This is a genomic window from Thermosipho melanesiensis BI429 (assembly GCF_000016905.1).
Lineage (GTDB): Bacteria > Thermotogota > Thermotogae > Thermotogales > Fervidobacteriaceae > Thermosipho > Thermosipho melanesiensis.
Map to the genome: position 1 here is coordinate 348,773 of NC_009616.1, position 20,729 is coordinate 369,501.

Genomic DNA, 20,729 nt, shown 5'->3' on the forward strand with positions numbered 1-20,729 from the left:
AGGTGTTTGAAGTGCCAGAAATAAAAAATAGACAAGCAGTAACAGGTGCACAAGCAATTGCAAATGCAATGCGTCAAATAAATCCAGATGTAGTTGCTGCATATCCAATTACTCCACAAACTCCTGTAGTTGAATACTTTGCGCAATATGTTGCAGATGGACTTGCTGATACAGAAATGATTCCCGTTGAAAGTGAACATAGTGCAATGAGTGCAGTAGTAGGTGCTGCTGCTGCAGGTGCAAGGGCAATGACAGCAACTGCTGCTAACGGTCTTGCGTTAATGCATGAAATCGTATATATTGCAGCTTCTTCGAGACTCCCAATAGTAATGCCTGTTGCAAACAGAGCTCTTTCCGGGCCTATTAACATTCACTGTGATCACAGTGACGCAATGGCAGAAAGAGACTCTGGATGGATTCAACTTTGGGCAGAAAATGCACAAGAAGCCTATGATTTTACGATTATGGCAGTTAGATTAGCAGAACATGAAGATGTAAGATTACCTGTAATGGTTAATTTTGATGGTTTTATCATTTCCCACGGTGTTGAAGTAGTAGACTTTTTAGATGATGAAGTAGTTAAGAAATTCGTTGGTGAACCTAAAGTTATATATCCACTTCTTGATGTTGAAAAACCAGTTACACACGGTCCATTAGACCTATACGACTATTACTTTGAACACAAAAGACAACAAATTGAAGCAATGAAACATGTAAAAAAAGTATTTAAAGAAATTGCTGAGGAATTTGAAAAAATTTCTGGAAGAAAATATGATGTATTGGATAAATATAAAATCGACGATGCAGAGTACATAATGATAGCTCTTGGTTCAACTGCAGGAACTGTAAAGTACACGGTAGACTTATTAAGGGAAGAAGGTCACAAAGTTGGTGTAATAAAACCTCAAATTTTCAGACCATTCCCAAAAACAGAACTTCAAGAATTATTAAACGGAAGAAAAGCCGTTATTGTACTTGATAGAGCAGCTTCTTTTGGTGCTGAAGCTCCTTTATATGAAGCTGTAAAAAGTGCTCTTTATGAAGTTGCTGTTAGGCCACAACTTGGAAGTTACGTATACGGTCTTGGTGGAAGAGATATAAAGGTCGAACATATTAAAAAAGCATTTGAGGATGCATTTTCTGGAAACTTAATCGTAGATGAAGAAAGATACCTTGGACTTAGAGAATGAGGAGGTGTAATGAATGGCTTTTAATATAATGCAACTTGCAACTAAATTTGCAGATAAAAATCCCGGTATTACTCAGGGACATCGACTTTGTCCTGGATGTGCAGCTCCAAATGTTGCAAAATTTGCTTTAATGACAGCTCAAGCTATGGGATATGAACCAATTGTTGGATTTGCAACGGGTTGTATGGAAGTTTCTACAACAATTTATCCATATACAGCATGGAATATTCCATATATTCACAACGCATTTGAAAACGCTGCTGCAACTGTAAGTGGAATAGAAACGGCATACAGAGCTCTACTTAAAAAAGGAAGATTAGTAGATCCAAATAAAAAATATGCTTTCTTTGCATTTGGTGGAGATGGCGGAACATATGACATAGGTTTACAATCACTTTCAGGTGCTGTTGAAAGAGGACATAAGTTTATCTACATTGTTTACGATAATGAAGGTTACATGAATACTGGTAACCAAAGATCTGGTGCAACACCTCCAGGCTCACAAACAACCACTCAACCAGTTGGTAAAAAATTACCTGGAAAGATACAATTAAAAAAGAATATTGTTGAGATAATGGCAGGCCATGAAAATGTTTATGTTGCAACTGTATCCACATCTGAACCTATGGACTTCTTTAAAAAGATTGAAAAAGCTCTGGAATTTGATGGCCCATCATTTATTGCCGCTATATCTCCATGTGTAAGATTTTGGAGGGTAAATGACGACAAAGCAGTGGAAATTTCCAAACTTGCAGTCGAAACAGGTTACTGGCCATTGTACGAAGTTGAAAGAGGAGTCTACAGAGTTACAAAGAAAGTTAAAGAATTAAAACCTGTAAAAGAATTTATCGAAAAACAAGGCAGATTTAGAAATCTTTTAAAAAGACCAGATGCAGATGAAATCATAAATGAACTTCAAGAATATATTAAAAGAAGATGGGAAAGGTTACTTGCCCTTGAAGAAGCCACAAAAGATAAACCAATTAGATAATTGCTAAATGGTTAAATCTAAGCAAGGCTCTACATGGGCCTTGCTTTTAATTTTAAAATCAAAAAAATTGAAAATTTTATAATTTTAAATTGCTTGGAGGGAGTTTATGATTTATTCTTTTCTCCTATCATTCATTTTTACAATAGTCACTATCCCATTTTTAAGAAAAATTGCTTTTAAATTTAACATCATAGATTATCCTGATAAAAACTTAAAAAATCACGAAAAAGCAACTCCATATCTAGGAGGAATGGCTTTTATGGGAGCTTTTTTGTTATTTACACCTTTTAGTCTATTTAGAAAACTTTATGTATTTATCTTGGGAATTTTAGGTTTGTATGACGACATTAAATCATTAAATCCTTGGATAAGAATTACCTTAGAGTTTGTTATAGGGTATTTAGTTGCAATTCGTTTTTTAGATAACCCATTTAAGGTACTTATAGCAACCATATTTTACGCTTTTTTAACTAACTCCGTTAACATGATGGACGGAATGGATGGAATATGTGCAACAACCTCTCTCATAGCTACAGTGGGATTAATATTTACAGTTGCATATCCTAATGATAAATATTATTTAATTGCATTAATTGGAACTTTATTGGGTTTCATCATTTTTAATTTTCCGCCTGCAAAAATATTCATGGGAGATTTAGGTAGTTACACAATAGGTGGAATATTAGGCATCGCAATAATTTCATCATTCTCAAAAAGTTTTGATCATACTATAGCGTCTCTAATAATTTTAGCACCATTTTTTATTGATACATTTTCAAGTATGTTTAGAAGAATTTTACATGAAAAATCACCTTTCTCGGGTGATAGGGAACATATATATGATAAAATATTCAGAATAACAAAAGACAAAAGAAAAACCTTATTGTTTACAGCAGTAATCAGCACAATTTTTTGCTCACTTGGAATGTTTTATCTAAAATCAAAAGTATTTTCAATAATCTTTTCAATAATATTAATAATCTTCCTTATTCTCAAACTAAAACTTTTAAAATATGGTGATTGATGTGAAAAAAAGAATGTTTTTAGTTTTTTTAATAGTAGTTTGGGTCTTAACAATATTCTATTTTTCCTCACGAACACCTGTTGAATCTTCTCAACAGTCAAATTTAGTTACTAAGATACTAAAAAAAATTGATAGTATAATTGATTTTTCAAATACAAAATTATTCAAAAACATCGAACTATTCATGAAAAAACTCTGGTTTAGAACACAATACGTTCCAGCCGAAATGCTAGTTAGAAAAACCGCACATTTTGGACTTTATTTCATTCTAGGTTTTTTAACATATCTTTTATTTCAAAAATACGGAATTATTATCTCTACAATAATTGGTATATCCTTACCAAATTTAATAGCTACAATAGATGAATATACACAACAATATTACAATAGAGGTTCTTCCTTAAATGATGTGATTATTGATCTTTCAGGTACAATTTCAGGAGTACTTTTTGGAATTGTTCTAGTTTTAATATTCAAGTTATTTTTAAAAAAAAAATAAAGCAGGCGAGAATGCCTGCTTTAAAAAAACCCCGGGCGATACCTACTCTTGCGAGGGGGAGCCCCTCACTACCATCGGCCCAAGGCGGCTTAACGGCCGGGTTCGGGATGGGACCGGGTGGTTCCCGCCTTGGTATCGTCACCCGGGATAGGTCACTCAAAAATGCATAGGGATTCTGTAGAGGTGAAGGCCTCGGCCGATTAGTACCGGTTGGCTCCACGCATTGCTGCGCTTCCACCACCAGCCTATCTAGGTCCTCTTCTCGAACCGGCCTTACTCCCTTTTCGGGATGGGAGGTCTCATCTTGGGGCGTGTTTCCCGCTTAGATGCTTTCAGCGGTTATCACTCAGGAGCGTAGCTACCCGGCGTATGCCCTTGGCAGGACAGCCGGTACACCAGTGGCTCCCTCACCCAGGTCCTCTCGTACAATGGGCGAGCCCCCTCAAACCTCCTACGCCCGCAGCAGATAGGGACCGACCTGTCTCACGACGGTCTGAACCCAGCTCACGTACCCCTTTAATAGGCGAACAGCCTAACCCTTGGGACCTGCTTCAGCCCCAGGATGGGATGAGCCGACATCGAGGTGCCGATCCTTGCCGTCGATGTGAACTCTCGGGCAAGACTAGCCTGTTATCCCCGGGGTAACTTTTGTCCGTTGATCGACGACCCTTCCACTCGGAGTCGCCGGGTCACTAGGACCGGGTTTCCCCTCTGCTCGACCCGTCAGTCTCGCAGTCAGCCCGGCTTATGCCCTTGCACTCTTCGGTGGATTTCCAACCCACCTGAGCCGAGCTTTGCGCGCCTCCGTTACTCTTTAGGAGGCGACCGCCCCAGTCAAACTACCCACCTGGCACTGTCCCCCGCCTGCTCTTCACAGACGCAGGTTAGAACTCCGGTACACCGAGGGTGGTATCCCACCGTCGGCTCCCCCGACCCTGGCGAGCCGGGTTCTTCGCCTCCCACCTATCCTGTACACGATGCACCAAAGCCCAATACCAGGCTGCAGTAAAGCTCCACGGGGTCTTTCCGTCTAGCTGCGGGTACTGGGCATCTTCACCCAGATTGAAATTTCGCCGGGTCCCCTGCCGAGACAGTGCCCCAGTCGTTACGCCATTCATGCAGGTCGGAACTTACCCGACAAGGAATTTCGCTACCTTAGGACCGTTATAGTTACGGCCGCCGTTTACCGGGGCTTCGGTTCGGGGCTCTCACCCCTCCCCTTAACCTTCCGGCACTGGGCAGGCGTCAGTCCCTATACTTCCTCTTACGAGTTCGCAGAGACCTGTGTTTTTGGTAAACAGTCGCCAGGGCCTTGCCTCTGCAACCGCCTCGGCCTCCCCCAGTTTCCAGGTCTCCCCTTCCCCTGGGTTCAACCTACCGCGGCACCCCTTCTCCCGAAGTTACGGGGTCAATTTGCCGAGTTCCTTGGCAAGGGTTATCCCGCTCCCCTTAGCTTTCTCAGCCCGCCTACCTGTGTCGGTTTGCGGAACGGGCACCTGTATATCAGTATGCGAGGCTTTTCTCGGCAGTGTGGGATCAGCTCCGTTGGACCATTCGGTCCTCCCCTTCACGGCTCAGCTCAGACAGCGGATTTCCCTACTGCCCTCTTCGCCTAACCGCTTGGAAGGCCTTGCCACTTGACCTCGGAGCCTGCCCTCCTGCGTCCCCCCTCATACTTTCGATATACAGGTGGTACCGGAATATTAACCGGTTTCCCATCGGCTACCCCTCTCGGGTTCACCTTAGGTCCCGACTAACCCTGGGCGGACGACCCTTCCCCAGGTACCCTTAGGCTTCCGGGGGGAGAGATTCTCACTCTCCTCTCGCTTACTCATGCCTGGATTCTCACTTCCGCTTCGTCCAGCAGCTCTCACAAGTCTGCCTTCTCCCTATCGCGGAACGCTCCCCTACCACCAGCTTACGCTGGTCCGCGGCTTCGGGGGATGGCTTCAGCCCCGTTACATTTTCGGCGCTGTGCGTCTCGACCGGTGAGCTGTTACGCACTCTTTAAATGATGGCTGCTTCTAAGCCAACATCCCGGTTGTCTGGGACGCACAACATCCTTCCACACTTAGCCATCTCTCCGGGCCCTTAGCCGACGGTCTGGGTTGTTCCCCTCTCGTCTGTGGAGCTTATCCCCCACAGGCTCACTCCCAGGCTTTGTGTACCGGGATTCGTAGTTTGACAGGGGTTGGAGGTCGCCCCCCTAGCCCTATCAGCGCTCTACCCCCAGTACAGACCACCTGAGGCTGCACCTAAATGCATTTCGGGGAGAACCAGCTATCACCGGGTTCGGTTAGCTTTTCACTCCTACCCACAGCTCATCCGAGGATGTCTCACGATCCACCGGTTCGGGCCTCCAGTAGGTTTTACCCTACCTTCACCCTGGCCATGGGTAGCTCACCCGGCTTCGGGCCTGCCGTACCTGACTGCTCGCCCTTTTCGGACTCGCTTTCGCTTCGGCTCCACCTCCCACGGCTTAACCTCGCCAGGTACGACAACTCCCAGGCTCATTAATCAAAAGGCACGCCGTCACCCCCTCGGGCTCCGACTTCTTGTAGGCACGCAGTTTCAGGTCTCTTTCACTCCCCTTCCGGGGTGCTTTTCACCTTTCCCTCACGGTACTGGTTTCGCTATCGGTCGGCAGGGAGTATTTAGCCTTGGAGGGTGGTCCCCCCTGATTCCCACAGGATTCCTCGTGTCCCGTGGTACTCGGGATCAAGCCCCAGGAAGTCCTTACCCTTTCGCCTACGGGACTTTCACCCTCTCCGGTTGGCCTTCCCAGACCATTCGGCTAGAGTAAGGATTTTTTACTCCCCGGCTTACGCCCGGACTTGTCCCACTACCCCGACAGCTCCCGCCGCCGGTTTAGGCTCCTCCCCTTTCGATCGCCTCTACTCAGGGAATCTCTTTTGATTTCTTTTCCTCGGGGTACTGAGATGTTTCACTTCCCCCGGTTCGCTCCCTCTCGGGTGAGTAGCTTCTTCAGCTACCCAGGTTCCCCCATTCGGGTATCCCGGGATCTACGCTCGCTTGCAGCTCCCCCGGGCTTTTCGCAGCTTGCCACGCCCTTCTTCGCCTCCTGCCGCCTAGGCATCCACTGCGTGCCCTTAATACCTTCACCTCTACTTCTCCCTATGCATTTTTCAATGACCTCTGCCACTCAAAAATGGATAGCAGCGCTACTTCTTTCTCCTTAGAAAGGAGGTGATCCAGGCGCACCTTCCGGTACACCTACCTTGTTACGACTTCGCCCCCCTCGCCAGCCTCGCCCTCAATAGGTATCCCCCCTCTCGGGTTGGATCACCCATCTTCGGGCGCTGCCAACTCGGGTGGCGTGACGGGCGGTGTGTACAAACCCCGGGAACGTATTCACCGCGGCGTGGCTGATCCGCGATTACTAGCGATTCCGGCTTCATGCAGGCGAGTTTCAGCCTGCAATCCGTACTGAGAGTGGGTTTCAGGGTTTTGCTCACCATCGCTGGCTCGCTTCCCGCTGTCCCACCCATTGTAGCGCGTGTGTCGCCCAGGGCATAAGGGGCACGAGTATCTGACGTCATCCCCTCCTTCCTCCGGCTCGTCGCCGGCAGTCCCCTTAGAGTCCCCGGCCTAACCGCTGGCAACTAAGGGCAGGGGTTGCGCTCGTTGCGGGACTTAACCCAACACCTCACGGCACGAGCTGACGACGACCGTGCACCACCTGTGCTGGCTCCCTACCTTACGGTAGAGTCCCTCCCCTTTCGGGTCAGTACCACCAGCATGTCAAGCCCTGGTAAGGTTCTTGGCTTAGCGTCCAATTAAACCACACGCTCCACCGCTTGTGCGGGGTCCCGTCAATTCCTTTGAGTTTCACCCTTGCGGGCATACTCCCCAGGCGGCCCACTTATCGCGTTTGCTTCAGCACGGAGGAATTACTCCCCCACACCTAGTGGGCATCGTTTACGGCTAGGACTACCCGGGTATCTAATCCGGTTCGCTCCCCTAGCTTTCGGGCCTCAGCGTCAGGAACGGCCCAGGAGACCGGCTTCCCCACCGGCGTTCCTGCTGATATCTACGGATTTCACCCCTACACCAGCAGTTCCGTCTCCCTCTACCGTCCTCAAGCCGTGTAGTTTCCAGCGCAGTTCCACGGTTGAGCCGTGGCATTTCACACCGGACTTTCACGGCCGCCTACGCCCCCTTTACGCCCAGTAAATCCGGGTAACGCTCGCCCCCTACGTATTACCGCGGCTGCTGGCACGTAGTTAGCCGGGGCTTTCTAGTAGGATACCGTCATCACTAGGGCTTTCCACTCCCTAGCTTATTCGTCTCCTACCACAGCGGTTTACACCCCGAAGGGCTCCTTCCCGCACGCGGCGTCGCTGGATCAGGCTTCCGCCCATTGTCCAAAATCCCCCACTGCTGCCTCCCGTAGGAGTAGGGCCCGTGTCTCAGTGCCCTTGTGGCCGGCCATCCTCTCAGACCGGCTACCCGTCGCCGGCTTGGTGAGCCTTTACCTCACCAACTACCTGATGGGGCGCAGGCCCATCCCTCAGCAGTGCTTAACGCACCCTTTCTTCCCTCTCGGGAACGTATGGGGTATTAGCTGCAGTTTCCCACAGTTATCCCCCTCTGAGGGGTAGGTAACCTACGCGTTACTCACCCGTCCGCCGCTAGGCCCTCTAGCTTCCTCCCCGAAGAGAGTCCACTAGATGCCCCGCTCGACTTGCATGTGTAAGGCACGCCGCCAGCGTTCACCCTGAGCCAGGATCAAACCCTCCAGCTCTATCTGAAAGGCTCTTCCTTCTCTTCCATTGCGCTGCTATCCATTTTTCAATGACCTCCCTAACCACGCATCTCCTAATTTACCACATCACCCCCCCTTAGTCAATTGCTCCTCTTTAACATTTTCTTTGACTCTTTGTTAATACTTTACACATCTCCAGGTGTTTTGGAATAAAATATGTAATCTTTGTAAAATATGCAATGGAGTTTCTTATATATTGAGAAAATACTAGAAACATGGCTTAAACAATCTGTAAGTATTTGTTTGTCTTTATATTTCAGTTAGACAAATAAGTTCCTCAAAACTTGAACAAGATAATTTAGTTTTTTTGATAATAATATTGAATAATTTAAATTTGAAATACAATGGATAAAATAGGATGAACTTTTAAAAATAAAGCGGAGCCTACCTAGCTCCGCTTTATTGGTGGCGGCGATGGGACTCGAACCCATGACTCACTGATTATGAATCAGTTGCTCTAGCCACTGAGCTACGCCGCCGCATTTGCTATATTATCATATTTTGCTTTTAATGTCAATAGTATTATCTATAGCTTTAGTCAGCAATTGCAGTATATCTACCTTCCCCATATCACAAAAATATTTCCAAAAATTCATTTTTAAACTTACAGAATGTTGTATTTAAAATTTCAAAAGTCGAAAAAAGACACAAACTGGGAAATCACTATTACAGACATGTCAAATCCCTGGGTTTTACGTACACTTTTCAATATTTGCTCTCTTACATTAAAATTTACACCTTGAATCCTCTCACACTTTCTCTAAGTTTAGCAACTATGTCTGAGATATAATCTATTTTGTTCTTTGCAGAAATAACTTGTTCGCTTTGTTCGTTGATAGCTTTGTTTGTTTCGACCATGTGGTTCGATGTATCCTCGACAAGTCCCGATATTTCCTTAATACTACTTGCCATCTCCTCTGCAGATGCACTCTGTTCTTGCGAAACTGCTGCAAGATCTTCTGCTTTCCTTGCCGCATTTTCAACATTTTCACGTATAGTAATAAATTTTTTACTCATATCCTCCATTTTCTCAAGTACTCTGTTTATAGAGGCCACCATTTCTCGGCTCGAATTGGCCGTCTCTTTGGACCTGTGACTTATATCTCCCAACTTTACAGCAATTTCATCCGCGGATTTTTTAGTTTCCTCTGCAAGTTTTCTGATTTCGTCAGCAACAACGGCAAATCCTTTTCCTGCTTCCCCTGCTCTTGCAGCTTCAATTGCAGCATTCAACGCTAGCAAGTTCGTCTGCTCTGCGACACCACTTATAACGTTCAATATCTCACCTATTGCATTGACCGATTTTTCAAGTAGCTCGGATTTTTTCGCCATCTCACTTGTTTCAGAATTTACCACATCGATACTTTCGTTTACTTCTTTTATTATATTCATTCCACTATCTGCTTCTTCAAGTATCTCATTCATATTTTCCGACAACTCCGTTGCTGCTTCTGCTACTGAAACAGCGGATTTTGCAACTTCCTGAACATTTGCATCCATTTGATTAACTATTTCATTAACCTGTTGAAGATCTTCTGTAAATTTATCTGTAACTTCACGTATATTTTCTGATTTATCCCCAACTATATTAAGGAAGTTTTTTAGAGCACTTGTAGAAGAAGCTACTTCATCTGTGTTTTTCATAATAGACACCGCAACATTTTTAATAACTTCCATAAACCTATTAAAGCTATCTGCTATCTTTCCTAACTCATCTTTCGTAATAACAGGTATTCTCTTGCTAAGATCTGCCTCTCCCCTTGCAAGTTCTTGTGATACTTGGAGAAGTTGTTTCAAAGGTTTGTAGATGACATTCCAGTACAAAATAATAAAACCCACAACAATACCTAATCCAGTTATTGCCAACCATCCTTGTATATGTTTCATCCATTTGACTTTTCGTTCCGCAAAGTTCTGGAAAAGTAACACCGCGGCGTTCATTTCTGAAAGAAGTTTTTCGTTATTATCTATTATATACTTGATCGCTTCTGGATCTTTACCGTTACTATTAAGAATTCTCTGCTGAATAACATCTTTAAAAGGTAGGAAAAGTTTTTCAACAACGTTCAATTGTTTTTTTATTTTTTCGGTTCCCGCCGGCGATATTTTTACCGGTGTTTTCATCGTAAGATCTGTGTACGTTTTTCCACCATCTCTTAATGCGTACAAAGTAATCTCAAAAAGTTTTAGAGTCTTTGTAAGTTTTTCTTTGTAACTAACTTCACCGTGCGAAACTATTAACGCTTCCTTGGACATCTTCTGTGTTAACATACGTTGTCTTCCTGCAAGATTAACAATCAACGCATCAAACTTTTGAGAAGTTGTTATTACGTAGGTAGTTATAAATATTACAATAATCAAAGATGCCAAAATAATTATTGGTGTTACCAACTTAAACAAAATACGTTGTCTCATACAACTTCCTCCTTTCCAACATGTACCTGATCGTTTTTATTTTATCATACTTATAACTTAAATTTAAACATTTATTCTTGTTTTTAATAAATTAAAAATACAACCAAAACAAAAGTTAAAACAAAATAATAACAGTAAAGCTAAAATCTTTTGTTAAAATATAACCATTGTTTTGTCTAGATTATTTTAAATCAACCCAAAAAATATATTTTTCTCATTAAAACAATTGAAATCAAAATATCTATTTCTCTACTTCGAAACCCTATCAATAAATTTGTAAAATAATCAAATCCCAATATCTCAATTTTCTTCTAAAGCTAAAAAATTTAATAAGCTACACTTACTTTTTAAAACTTCATTTCAATTCCTCCAAGGTAAGGTAAAAACAAAAAGCACTCAAAACGAGCGCCATATTTCGCCGTTAATTTCAATTCCTCCAAGGTAAGGTAAAAACGCAGGAATGGCTAATTGAAACCTTACTGTTCCATCAATTTCAATTCCTCCAAGGTAAGGTAAAAACACGAAAGCAATTCAGAAACTAACACAAATAGAGGCATTTCAATTCCTCCAAGGTAAGGTAAAAACCAAAATAACAATGATGGTTTGTTTAATTGTTTTGTTTCTATTTCAATTCCTCCAAGGTAAGGTAAAAACCAATATTCTTCCCAGCAATCTTGACAAAGCGCAAATTCATTTCAATTCCTCCAAGGTAAGGTAAAAACTTTCAAGTCACTACTTGATGCGGATCCAATATATATTATTTCAATTCCTCCAAGGTAAGGTAAAAACATTCAGCTGAGAACAATAGATACACACACACCAAATAATTTCAATTCCTCCAAGGTAAGGTAAAAACCATAGAATCCATTAATATTCTATCATATTTCTTTCTCAAGAGCAATACTTTTGAAACTATATCATATTAAATTTAACATAATTAACACAATGTATTCCTAAGTTACAAAAATGTTATTCTGTTTTCTGTCGATCTCCCGGAGTTTTTCTTCTATTACACATCGACAGATTTTTCTAAATAAATTTTGTTTCTTCTTTTTTATCTTTTCCTAACACTTCTCTTTTACTGTAAAACATTTGTTTGAAAGTATATATCACTACTGAATCTTCATCTTTAATTATATTTTCCAACTCGATTTTTAATCTCTCCAAGTTAGAAATACTAATTTCACCTTCAAACACAGAATTTTGAACCCAAGTTAGATACTTCCTGCACGTTTTAAGCATTTTTGAAACTCTTTTTTTATTAACATCGTAATACAAAATTACAAACATATTCACCACTCCATAACTAGAGATGTATAAATCTCATCATCCAAAAAATGTTTTTCTAGTTTATAAAGTTCCATTCTTATTAATGTTCTATAACTTACCTTCTTACCTATTTTTTTCATTTTTACAGTTTCTTTAAGCTTATTTTCCAACATCTCAATAATCTTTTTCTTTCCATTATTATTCAAAAAAACTCTATTCAAACTTTTTTCAAAATCTTTTACACCAATAACTTCTTTATTAATTGCACTAAAAATTACCCTATCCCCTAATACTGGCTTAAATATTTCTGCAATATCCAAATTAAGTGAAAATCTTCTAAAATTGGTTGAGTGCAAAAATCCTATCCTTGGATCTAAGTGTGTTGAATATATTTCCCTTAAAACTATGCTATAAATTAAAGAATTTGAAAAACTAATTAAGGCGTTTATTCTATCAATTGGTGGTCTCTTACTCCTTTTTAAAAAATTAAAATCTTCTGATTCAATAATATTATTAAAAGCATTATAATAAATCTTTTTTATTCTTCCTTCTATTTGCATTAGCTTAGGAATATTACATACCAAATTTGTTTCCTTTAAACTTTCTTCTATCTCATGTATATGATTTATTAATTGCTTCCCCCTTCTATTATAGTATTTTAGAACTTTCAAACTATTTTTTACCGCTCCTTCAACAAATTTTTTAGCAATAAAAAGCCTTTTTTCTTTATCTATATAATGTTCTGCTTGTTTTAAAATCATAAATCCCGAATTATAATGTTCTCTTGGATAAAAACTTCCAACATAAAAACCATAATAATTGAAAAACGAAATCATAATTTCTTTCTTCGCAACAAATTCAAGTAATCTTTTATTGCAATTAACCTCTCCAAATATATAAATTTCCTTTAAATTTTCAACAGGTATATGTTTTTTTACATTATCTTTTGTTAGGAATACCAAAGAATTGTCCTCTCTTTTTAAAGTTCCATCAGAAAATATATAAACAGTTTCTTTCATAGTTATCAACTCCAACAAAAATATTCAAAAGAACAAGTTGAACAATAGCTCTTCCTTTCTGGTTTTGGCATTTTTGGATTGTTTATTGTTTCTTCTAATTCATTAACTATAGTTAATAATTGTTTTTCATTATCATCTGTCATTTCAACTTCTATTACCTTTTTTTCTTTTGGTATTCTTATCTCCCCGTAATAAACATTCAGTTTCCACATATAAAACAAAAGTTGAAATTTTGCGCTTTTAATCATCTTTGAAGATTTTTTTACTTCAACTAATTTCAAAAAACCCCTTTCTTTCTTCACTATATCAATTTTTCCACCATCGATAACTATTTCCTTCTTAGAATTTTTATACGACTCTTTTGAAATTAACCTTCCAATAACTATGAAATCATTATCTTGATCTCCTACTAATTGCCTTGAAAGAAGCCATGCTTGTCTTCTACATACAATATATGCTTGGATTAAACTTCCGGTTATCATATAAAATCATACTCCCTTGAAGACTTTAACTTCAAAAATTTTTCAACGTTTAATCCACAATCATAACTGTAATATTTTGAGTAATCTTCTGCGTAATAAAACTCTCCAAACATTTCATCTTTTAATATTTCTTTTATACCCTTTCCTTCAATTCGATAATTAAACAAAGAAACAACAAAATTTGAAAATATCTTTGAAAACAACCTATGTTCTACGTAATTAAAATCGTTATTTCTAAAGATATCCCATACCTTTTTTCCATCCAAAAATTCATCATCTTTATCAATTAATTTAAATTTAAATAATAGATTTTTCATGTTTTTTATTTTTTTCACTGGAATAGAAATTGGAACAAACAAAGAAAAACTATATCCTTCTATTAGATTCATTTCATTATTTATTTTTTCAAATTCTAAATTTCTAAAATAGTCAAAATAATCTTTTGTATATTTATTTATTTATTTTCTTCTTTAAATTTTCAATAGTTAACATATAAAAATCTTTCAAAGTTAAAGAACCATTTTTGAATTTTGAGAAATTTTCCTCCAAAATCTTTTTTCTTACATCACTTCCATAAATCTTCTTCCACATCCCATCGTCAAACAAATACAACGTTGCTCTACTCAATCTTGCATTCCTATTAACCCTCCCCATTGTTTGAATTATTGAATCAAGTATGGAAAATGCCCTAAATCCAACATCAAAATCCAAATCTACTCCTGCTTCAATTGATTGAGTAGAAACAAGAATTAATGGCTTTTCTTTATCATATGACTTTATATAATCTATCAACTCTTTTTTTCTAATATCCAAAAGTGTAGAATTTAAAAGGTATATTTCTCCGTTAATCTTATCTTCTAAATTTTCATAAATCTCGTAAGACTTTTTTACCGTATTTACCACTATCAAAACTTTTTTTGACTCATTTATCTCCTCTAAAACTTTTTCTTCAAAGGTGTGATTTTCTTTCAAAAATAATGTATTTACACGATTGAAAATTTTATGTTCTACAACATCTGGAGATAAATCTTCCACAAAACTTCCTTTATCCACAAATTTAGTAAAATCCGGAAGTGTTGCACTCATAATAATTATTGTTGTATTTAGATATTTACTAAGATAATAAAACAGATTTGAAAGTGTATTCCAAAACTTTGGATTGTACGCTTGTACTTCATCTAAAACAACTACACTGTTTGCCAATTGATAAAAATTAAAGTTATCTGATTTTCCGTTCCTAAAAAACATATCAAAAAATCCCACATGTGTAGAAAATACAAATGGAAAATTCAAAAAAAGCATTTGTGTAAATGTTTTTTCTTTATTTTCATCATCTGTTACATTCAAGTATTTGTGATCATATCTTGTAATATGTTCTTTGGGGATAAACTTTGAAAAATACTCAAAATTTTGCTCTATTATATTTATAAAAGGTATTACGTAAAAAACTTTCTTTTTATTTTCAAGCAATCTACTGATCAACCGAAGTGAAATGTTGGTTTTTCCTCCCCCGGTAGGGATTTCAATAAAAAAAACTTTCTTATTACTATTTTTAAACTTTTCCTCTACCCTTGCTGCCATAACACTTCTTAGTGTATTAATGTCAGAAATATTTTCTTTCTTCATTGCTTTCAACCTATCAAAATTTTCATCTATATATGGATTGAAATTTCCTTCAATATTTCTCGAAGATATATTTTCAAGTATTGCTTTCTTTAATGTCTTATCAATCGCATTTATACTGATTTCTACTCCTTTCATAAACTCTAAAGTCGCAAGATAATCAGAGGTTATAAGAAGGGAATTTATAAGTTTATAAAGTATATAAAATTCAATCTTTTTATATATTTTCAATTGTTTTATCTTCTCAAAAACTTGCTTTGTTTTTTTTACTATTTCTCCTTTATCATTGATTGTTTCAATATTTTCTAGTATATCTTTTACAAACTTTTCCTTATTTTCATTCCATGTAATAACTTTATCGATATCAAATAAAACACTGTGGTGCCTCGAAACCACAGTGGAAAGAAAAAACAAAAACAAAAATTCATCTTTTTTTAAATTTTCGGATAATAATTTATCTGTTAAAAGTGTAGCTATTGTATAAAATCCCACATCACTATGCGTTACTTTGATTTTTCCTTTTATCAAACCTTCTTGAAATTCATCTGTTAATTTTCCAATATCATGGTACTTTATTATCTCTTTTATCGTTTGAATGTGAGAAGAATCTATTCCAATTTCACTAAATAAATTTCCCAATATCCTTTCTAAATCAAATTTATCGATTATACGTTCCAAATATTTTTCCGTTTTTTCTACATGTTCGTAAAAAGTTTCAAAATACATTCCATTTTTATGCGCCATTTTGTTATCTATATTTTTAGAAAACATAAATAACTTCATTATTTGTCCTCCAAAAATTTTCCTTTCTTTTTAACCTTAATTTTTTATTTGTGAAAACAAATACATCTTTGAGATACAAATGATTTTCATTAAAATCGTATGGTAACTCTTCCAGTATAGATATGTAATCTGTTTCTTCTTCAAATAATTCAATATCATCTAAATTTTCTTTAAAAAACTCAATATCTTTTAATCTTACAAGAGAGTTAACGGTTGATTCCTCAAATTCAAGCCTTTCAAGTTCAATTGAACAATAATTTTCAAAATATGCTAAAAACTCGTTTTTCCCAAAATAAATAGGATATTCTGAATAATTCTTTTTTACCATTTTCTCTAATTTTTCATATACATTTTTTTCTTCATCAGTAAATGTCTCCAAACATGGTATAAATATTCTATATCCAATGCTTTCAACTATAACTTGTTCTTTGATTTGCAATACCCCACCAGCTTCTCTTGAAGCATGGCCTGTTGAGTTATTAAATATAACAAGAGTTTTTTTCGGAGGTTTATTATACAAAGGTGTTATTGCTACCTTAAAATTTTTAAATTTCTCATAGTATTCCATAAAATTTCCACTTTTGTCTCTTTTGTATCCTTCTAATCCTAATATTGCTCCAAAAATACCGAAAAGATTTAATTTATGAATAAAATTGTATGTGGCATATACAGTTGCATTTGTATCATTTTTTTTAAAAAAACCCATATCTCCTTTAAGCTCAAAAGAAAAGGCTTTCATATTAGCCCTCCTCAAAGTAAAATATCACCCTTTTCCCAGTTATCTTTGATTCCTGCAACTTTACAAATTGAGTCGTTGTAGTATACTTCAACGTTTTCTATTTCATTCCCATAATTTTCAAGAAGATTAGATATCTTTGTAAGGTCTATAATTTCATCTTTATTTACATCAACTAAATTCTTCATAGTTGGAAGAACCAACTTTGAATTTTCCTTAAGTGTAATAAATAAAAGTAAAGCATTTTCTGTTCCAATCTTCGATGTAGTATTTAAATTTGTTGCAAATTTTTTCAAAGCTTCTTTTAATTTTGATATATCATCATCAGTAAGTTCCATACCATCTGGCAAGTTTTTTGGATTTAAAACAAAATCATATACATAATAAGACTTTAGGTTCTTAATCTCATCCCCTAAGGTTGTTTGTTTGTCACCTTCTTTGTTTCTAAATGGTGAAGCTATATCAACAACAAATGGAATATTAACATTGTATCTATTTATCCCATAACTTATTTGAAAAGGACCTGTTATTGACATTTGACTTTCACCTACTGCAAAGGTTATTCCAAATAATTTTACATCAATAAATTTGTTAAAAAAGTCGTATCTGTCAATATTTTTTATTTCTTCCTCTTTTCCATTTTTATTTTTCTTCTTTTGAATAATCCATTTTATTTCATCTTTTAATACTTCTTGCCAATATTTATCAGTTTCATCAAGAGATCTTGGTTTACCATCTTCTTTAAACGTTCTCCAAACAAATACCTTCTCTCCTGAATCTAAGAAAAATTTCCTTATAGCATATTTTGCAGACTTATCCGTTGCAAATATGGTTGCATTTTCATCGGGAAGTCTTCTTGGATATTTCGTAAAATCGGCATTCCAATTACTATTTTCACTTTTCAAAACAACTATACCATAACATCTTTTTGTAAACATCTATATCCCTCCCGCTATAATTTTCTTGATGAAAAATACCCTTCAAAGAAATAAAACTTATCATTTTTAGATACTTTCTCAGGTAATTTTCCGGAATTAAAATAATTCAAAATTAAACCAAAAATCTTATCAAATTTTTCATTATAGAAATTTATAGCGTGCTTGTACTTGGTAAATAGTTCGTAAATTCTTTCAAGCATGACTTTTGAACTATTTACATTGATAAAAGGTTCAACCAAAGCATGGGTTTTATTAGAAATTTTTGATTGTGATAGAAGAAATCTTGTAAGCTTTCCAAGTAGATAATAGTACTGATAACTATCTTCGATTTTTTCTAAGTCTTCCGTTTCTACCTTTTCCGTTTTTTCCATAAAATCACCCCCAAAGATTTTATTTAGCTTTTTATAACTTTCAAATGCCTTTTCAATTTTCTTTAAAAAATTTTTTTCCTCAGAATATAGCCCCTTTAAATAACAAACTAAGGAATCGTAAAAGATATTATCAATTGTTTCTTTGCTTAATGAGTCATATCTTGCTCTATAAATAAAATCAAAAATATTCTCCCTGTATTTATATATGTTTTTTGCCAATAAGTTATTTTTAATTGTTATTGAACCAAAATAATTTTTCACTAAAAAGTTATCAAACATCTTATCTAAATAATTTTCTATTTCAAAAATATTTGTTTCGTTGTAATAATACCTAAAGTTTGATACATAATCGACATATACAAAATCATCTTTGTAAATTATTAGGTAAAAATCGAGAATTAAATCATTTACATCAACCTCCTTAAATACTTGCTCTAAAATCTCTCGAAATGACAGTTTTTCACCGCTACTTTTCAAAAACTTTATTTCCAATTCCCTGAGTTTTTTCTTAGATAGTAATGGAAATATTGAAAATTTTTTTAAAAATTTTTCTAAAAAAGTTGTAAGTTCAAAGGCACAATCTTTACAAATCATTATGTTGTATTCTGTTTTTCTTCCTAAATGCTTTAAAAACGGCTTTTTCACGTTTAAAGTATGAAAAACCCCGGGTATTGAAATAATATCTTTTTTACCACATATTGGACATATTCCATATTCTTTGACATTTTCAACAGCAAATACTTTTTCTTTTAAATATTTTTGATGAAAATCTTTATAGAGTTCTTTATTTTCTAATTCAAATACAAAGTAGATATTTTTGTAAATTTCTTCGTATTCTTTATTAAAAACCTTTAGTGACATATCATTTACCTTTTCATATAAAAACTTTGCTTCGTCTCCTTTGAAGATCAACTTTTCCAACAAATCTTCTTTAACTCTATTTTTAAAGGATTTTAATGTTTCACTATTATAAACTAACATTATTTTTTTAGTAAAATCACCATTTTTAGGTTTGGGCCCTTGGAATATAAATAAGTTGTATGAATTTGTCCCTTTATTTCCCTTTATACTCTTATTACCTTTCTCATCTCCGGGAAGTTTTGCCGTCAAAACTTTTACATTTTTCAAAATTTCCCTCAAATCATCATTAACATCATCTATCTTTCTCGCGTTTTCTAATAAATTTACTTTATCGTAATATTTTTCATCTAATACAAAGTAAAACTTTTTTTTATCTTCTGGAGGGATAATTACATAAACTAAATCCTGTGCTTTTTCCTCAAGTAAATCATAAAATCTGGAATCTCTTAGTTCTTTTGAAAACTCTATCATTTGGTTTATCATGCTTTCACCCCCTATTCAATAAAACCAAACCCTTGTGAATTTTTACTACCAAGTCCTGCATCATATGCAAATGCTAGAACAGATGGTTCACCTTTCAAAAGAAACTTACCCTTCCAACCTTCGACTACATATTTTTTATCCCCAAATCCATAATAAACTACACTTTTGTTCATATTTCCAAGTGATATTATTTCAATATCTCTGTCCAAGTTCTCTTTGTAAAAAGCTTCCCACTTACTTTTTAAATTTAAATTTATTAGTTTTGAAAATTCTCTTTCAAATGGTGCAAAATACTTCGTCTTATTTCTTCCATTTTCTTTATAAGTCTGGTGAACTTCTATAGGAGTTAAAGCATTCACTTTCAAAATATCCTTTGCAATCTCCTTATAAACAACTTCTACAGAAGATAAATAGATATCATTTTCTCCAAGAAAATATTTATCCCCATTTAAAAGATTCAAAACCAAATTTTCCATTAACTTTGTTACAGGAGATGAAATATAAAAACTTATATTCTTTCCAAAATTAAAAACTTTCATTCTCTTAAAATACTGCCCTTTTTCTAAAATAGAAGAAAAACAAAAAAGCGAAAATTTTCTTTTGCTTCTAAATCCTTCTTCATGAACAAAACGTCTCAAACTATTGCTAAATAGGTTGTATATCAACGCTTGAATATATTTGTTAAAACCTACTGGCAAAATTATATCTTCGATTGAAATAAATCCCACTTTAATTCTCATCTATACCCCTCCGAAAATATAAAAATAACGTTTCTTTTATACTTATTTTTTGTTAAAATTATACCATATTCAATATATTCAATAGTTGTTCTTCTGTTTTAATAGTACTTTTAATTTTTTAGAACATTTCACAATTTATGTTTATATACAAAAAATAATTTGTATGTTATTTTAATATCAAAACTTTTTGCTTTTCAATTAGAAAATATAAACTTCCAAAAAATTGTCCACAATTAAAAAAGGTAGTTTTTTCAATCCAATTTCATAAAAATCTATCCTAAACACTTAAAATCTAAAGAATTTTATTCATACTTTTAAATTTGAATTTCTAAAAATAAGTCTTTTTTAACTAAGAATTTTTTCAAATATTCTTTTTCTACTCATAATATATAACGTTTCACAATTAAACTTTCTGACAATCAAAAAATAATCGGAGATATCAACTCCGGGTATTAAAGAAAGCTATCATATTGTAAATGTTTAGACCTTTTATTATTTCTTACACAACGAATCAAATTT

At 36.1% G+C, this 20,729-nt stretch carries 14 protein-coding genes, 1 tRNA gene, 3 rRNA genes and 1 CRISPR repeat array; of the genes, 4 read left to right on the top strand and 14 right to left on the bottom strand.

Translation table 11 applies throughout. The features are described from left to right. The first annotated feature begins 11 nt into the window (after positions 1-11). The 4 genes from porA to TMEL_RS01820 all read left to right on the top strand — a co-directional run bounded on the left by porA (position 12) and on the right by TMEL_RS01820 (position 3,704). Entirely contained in the window at positions 12-1,190 is a 1,179-nt protein-coding gene (gene porA / locus TMEL_RS01805) for a pyruvate synthase subunit PorA (RefSeq protein ID WP_012056573.1), read from the top strand. 13 nt (positions 1,191-1,203) lie between these two features. After that, entirely contained in the window at positions 1,204-2,181 is a 978-nt protein-coding gene (locus TMEL_RS01810; protein ID WP_012056574.1) for a thiamine pyrophosphate-dependent enzyme, read from the top strand. A gap of 106 nt (positions 2,182-2,287) precedes the next feature. Next, entirely contained in the window at positions 2,288-3,205 is a 918-nt protein-coding gene (locus tag TMEL_RS01815; protein ID WP_012056575.1) for a glycosyltransferase family 4 protein, read from the top strand. Positions 3,206-3,218: 13 nt separating this feature from the next. Next, positions 3,219-3,704, top strand: a complete 486-nt coding sequence (locus TMEL_RS01820) for a VanZ family protein (protein ID WP_238375224.1) — start codon at positions 3,219-3,221, stop codon at positions 3,702-3,704. 30 nt (positions 3,705-3,734) lie between these two features. Here the strand turns inward: TMEL_RS01820 and rrf are convergent. From rrf to cas6, 14 genes are all read right to left on the bottom strand, one after another. Beyond that, positions 3,735-3,850: ribosomal RNA gene (gene rrf / locus TMEL_RS01825) — 5S ribosomal RNA — on the bottom strand. 34 nt (positions 3,851-3,884) lie between these two features. After that, a 23S ribosomal RNA gene (locus TMEL_RS01830) occupies positions 3,885-6,828 on the bottom strand. A 76-nt stretch (positions 6,829-6,904) separates the two neighbouring features. Then, positions 6,905-8,469 (bottom strand): 16S ribosomal RNA (locus TMEL_RS01835). The 16S, 23S and 5S rRNA genes sit together here with 1 tRNA gene alongside, the layout of an rRNA operon. 424 nt (positions 8,470-8,893) lie before the next feature. Further along, positions 8,894-8,969: transfer RNA gene (locus TMEL_RS01840), tRNA-Met, on the bottom strand. A gap of 253 nt (positions 8,970-9,222) precedes the next feature. Then, positions 9,223-10,905: a methyl-accepting chemotaxis protein gene (locus tag TMEL_RS01845; protein ID WP_012056577.1), complete on the bottom strand. Its 1,683-nt coding sequence runs from the start codon at positions 10,903-10,905 to the stop codon at positions 9,223-9,225. 357 nt (positions 10,906-11,262) lie between these two features. Continuing rightward, positions 11,263-11,761: direct repeats of the CRISPR family, unit length 30 nt; unit sequence ATTTCAATTCCTCCAAGGTAAGGTAAAAAC. 173 nt (positions 11,762-11,934) lie between these two features. Further along, on the bottom strand, positions 11,935-12,195 hold the full coding sequence (cas2, locus tag TMEL_RS01850; RefSeq protein ID WP_012056578.1) for a CRISPR-associated endonuclease Cas2: 261 nt from the start codon (positions 12,193-12,195) through the stop codon (positions 11,935-11,937). A 2-nt stretch (positions 12,196-12,197) separates the two neighbouring features. Then, positions 12,198-13,193 carry a type I-B CRISPR-associated endonuclease Cas1b gene (cas1b, locus tag TMEL_RS01855; RefSeq protein ID WP_012056579.1) on the bottom strand — a complete coding sequence of 332 codons (996 nt, stop codon included), beginning with the start codon at positions 13,191-13,193 and terminating at the stop codon, positions 12,198-12,200. 5 nt (positions 13,194-13,198) lie between these two features. Next, entirely contained in the window at positions 13,199-13,675 is a 477-nt protein-coding gene (gene cas4, locus TMEL_RS01860) for a CRISPR-associated protein Cas4 (RefSeq protein WP_012056580.1), read from the bottom strand. Further along, the gene (locus tag TMEL_RS01865) at positions 13,672-14,064 is read right to left on the bottom strand and encodes a hypothetical protein (RefSeq protein WP_012056581.1); all 393 of its coding nucleotides are present in this window, start codon (positions 14,062-14,064) and stop codon (positions 13,672-13,674) included. Before TMEL_RS01865 ends, cas4 begins: the two co-directional genes overlap by 4 nt. A gap of 61 nt (positions 14,065-14,125) precedes the next feature. Next, entirely contained in the window at positions 14,126-16,081 is a 1,956-nt protein-coding gene (locus tag TMEL_RS01870) for a CRISPR-associated helicase/endonuclease Cas3 (protein ID WP_012056582.1), read from the bottom strand. Then, on the bottom strand, positions 16,059-16,820 hold the full coding sequence (gene cas5, locus TMEL_RS01875; RefSeq protein WP_012056583.1) for a CRISPR-associated protein Cas5: 762 nt from the start codon (positions 16,818-16,820) through the stop codon (positions 16,059-16,061). Before cas5 ends, TMEL_RS01870 begins: the two co-directional genes overlap by 23 nt. 11 nt (positions 16,821-16,831) lie before the next feature. After that, positions 16,832-17,755, bottom strand: a complete 924-nt coding sequence (locus TMEL_RS01880; protein ID WP_012056584.1) for a type I CRISPR-associated protein Cas7 — start codon at positions 17,753-17,755, stop codon at positions 16,832-16,834. A 14-nt stretch (positions 17,756-17,769) separates the two neighbouring features. Further along, on the bottom strand, positions 17,770-19,470 hold the full coding sequence (locus TMEL_RS01885; RefSeq protein WP_012056585.1) for a hypothetical protein: 1,701 nt from the start codon (positions 19,468-19,470) through the stop codon (positions 17,770-17,772). A gap of 11 nt (positions 19,471-19,481) precedes the next feature. After that, positions 19,482-20,210, bottom strand: coding sequence for a CRISPR-associated endoribonuclease Cas6 (gene cas6, locus TMEL_RS01890; protein WP_012056586.1), 729 nt, complete (start codon positions 20,208-20,210; stop codon positions 19,482-19,484). Between the last annotated feature and the right edge of the window lie 519 nt (positions 20,211-20,729).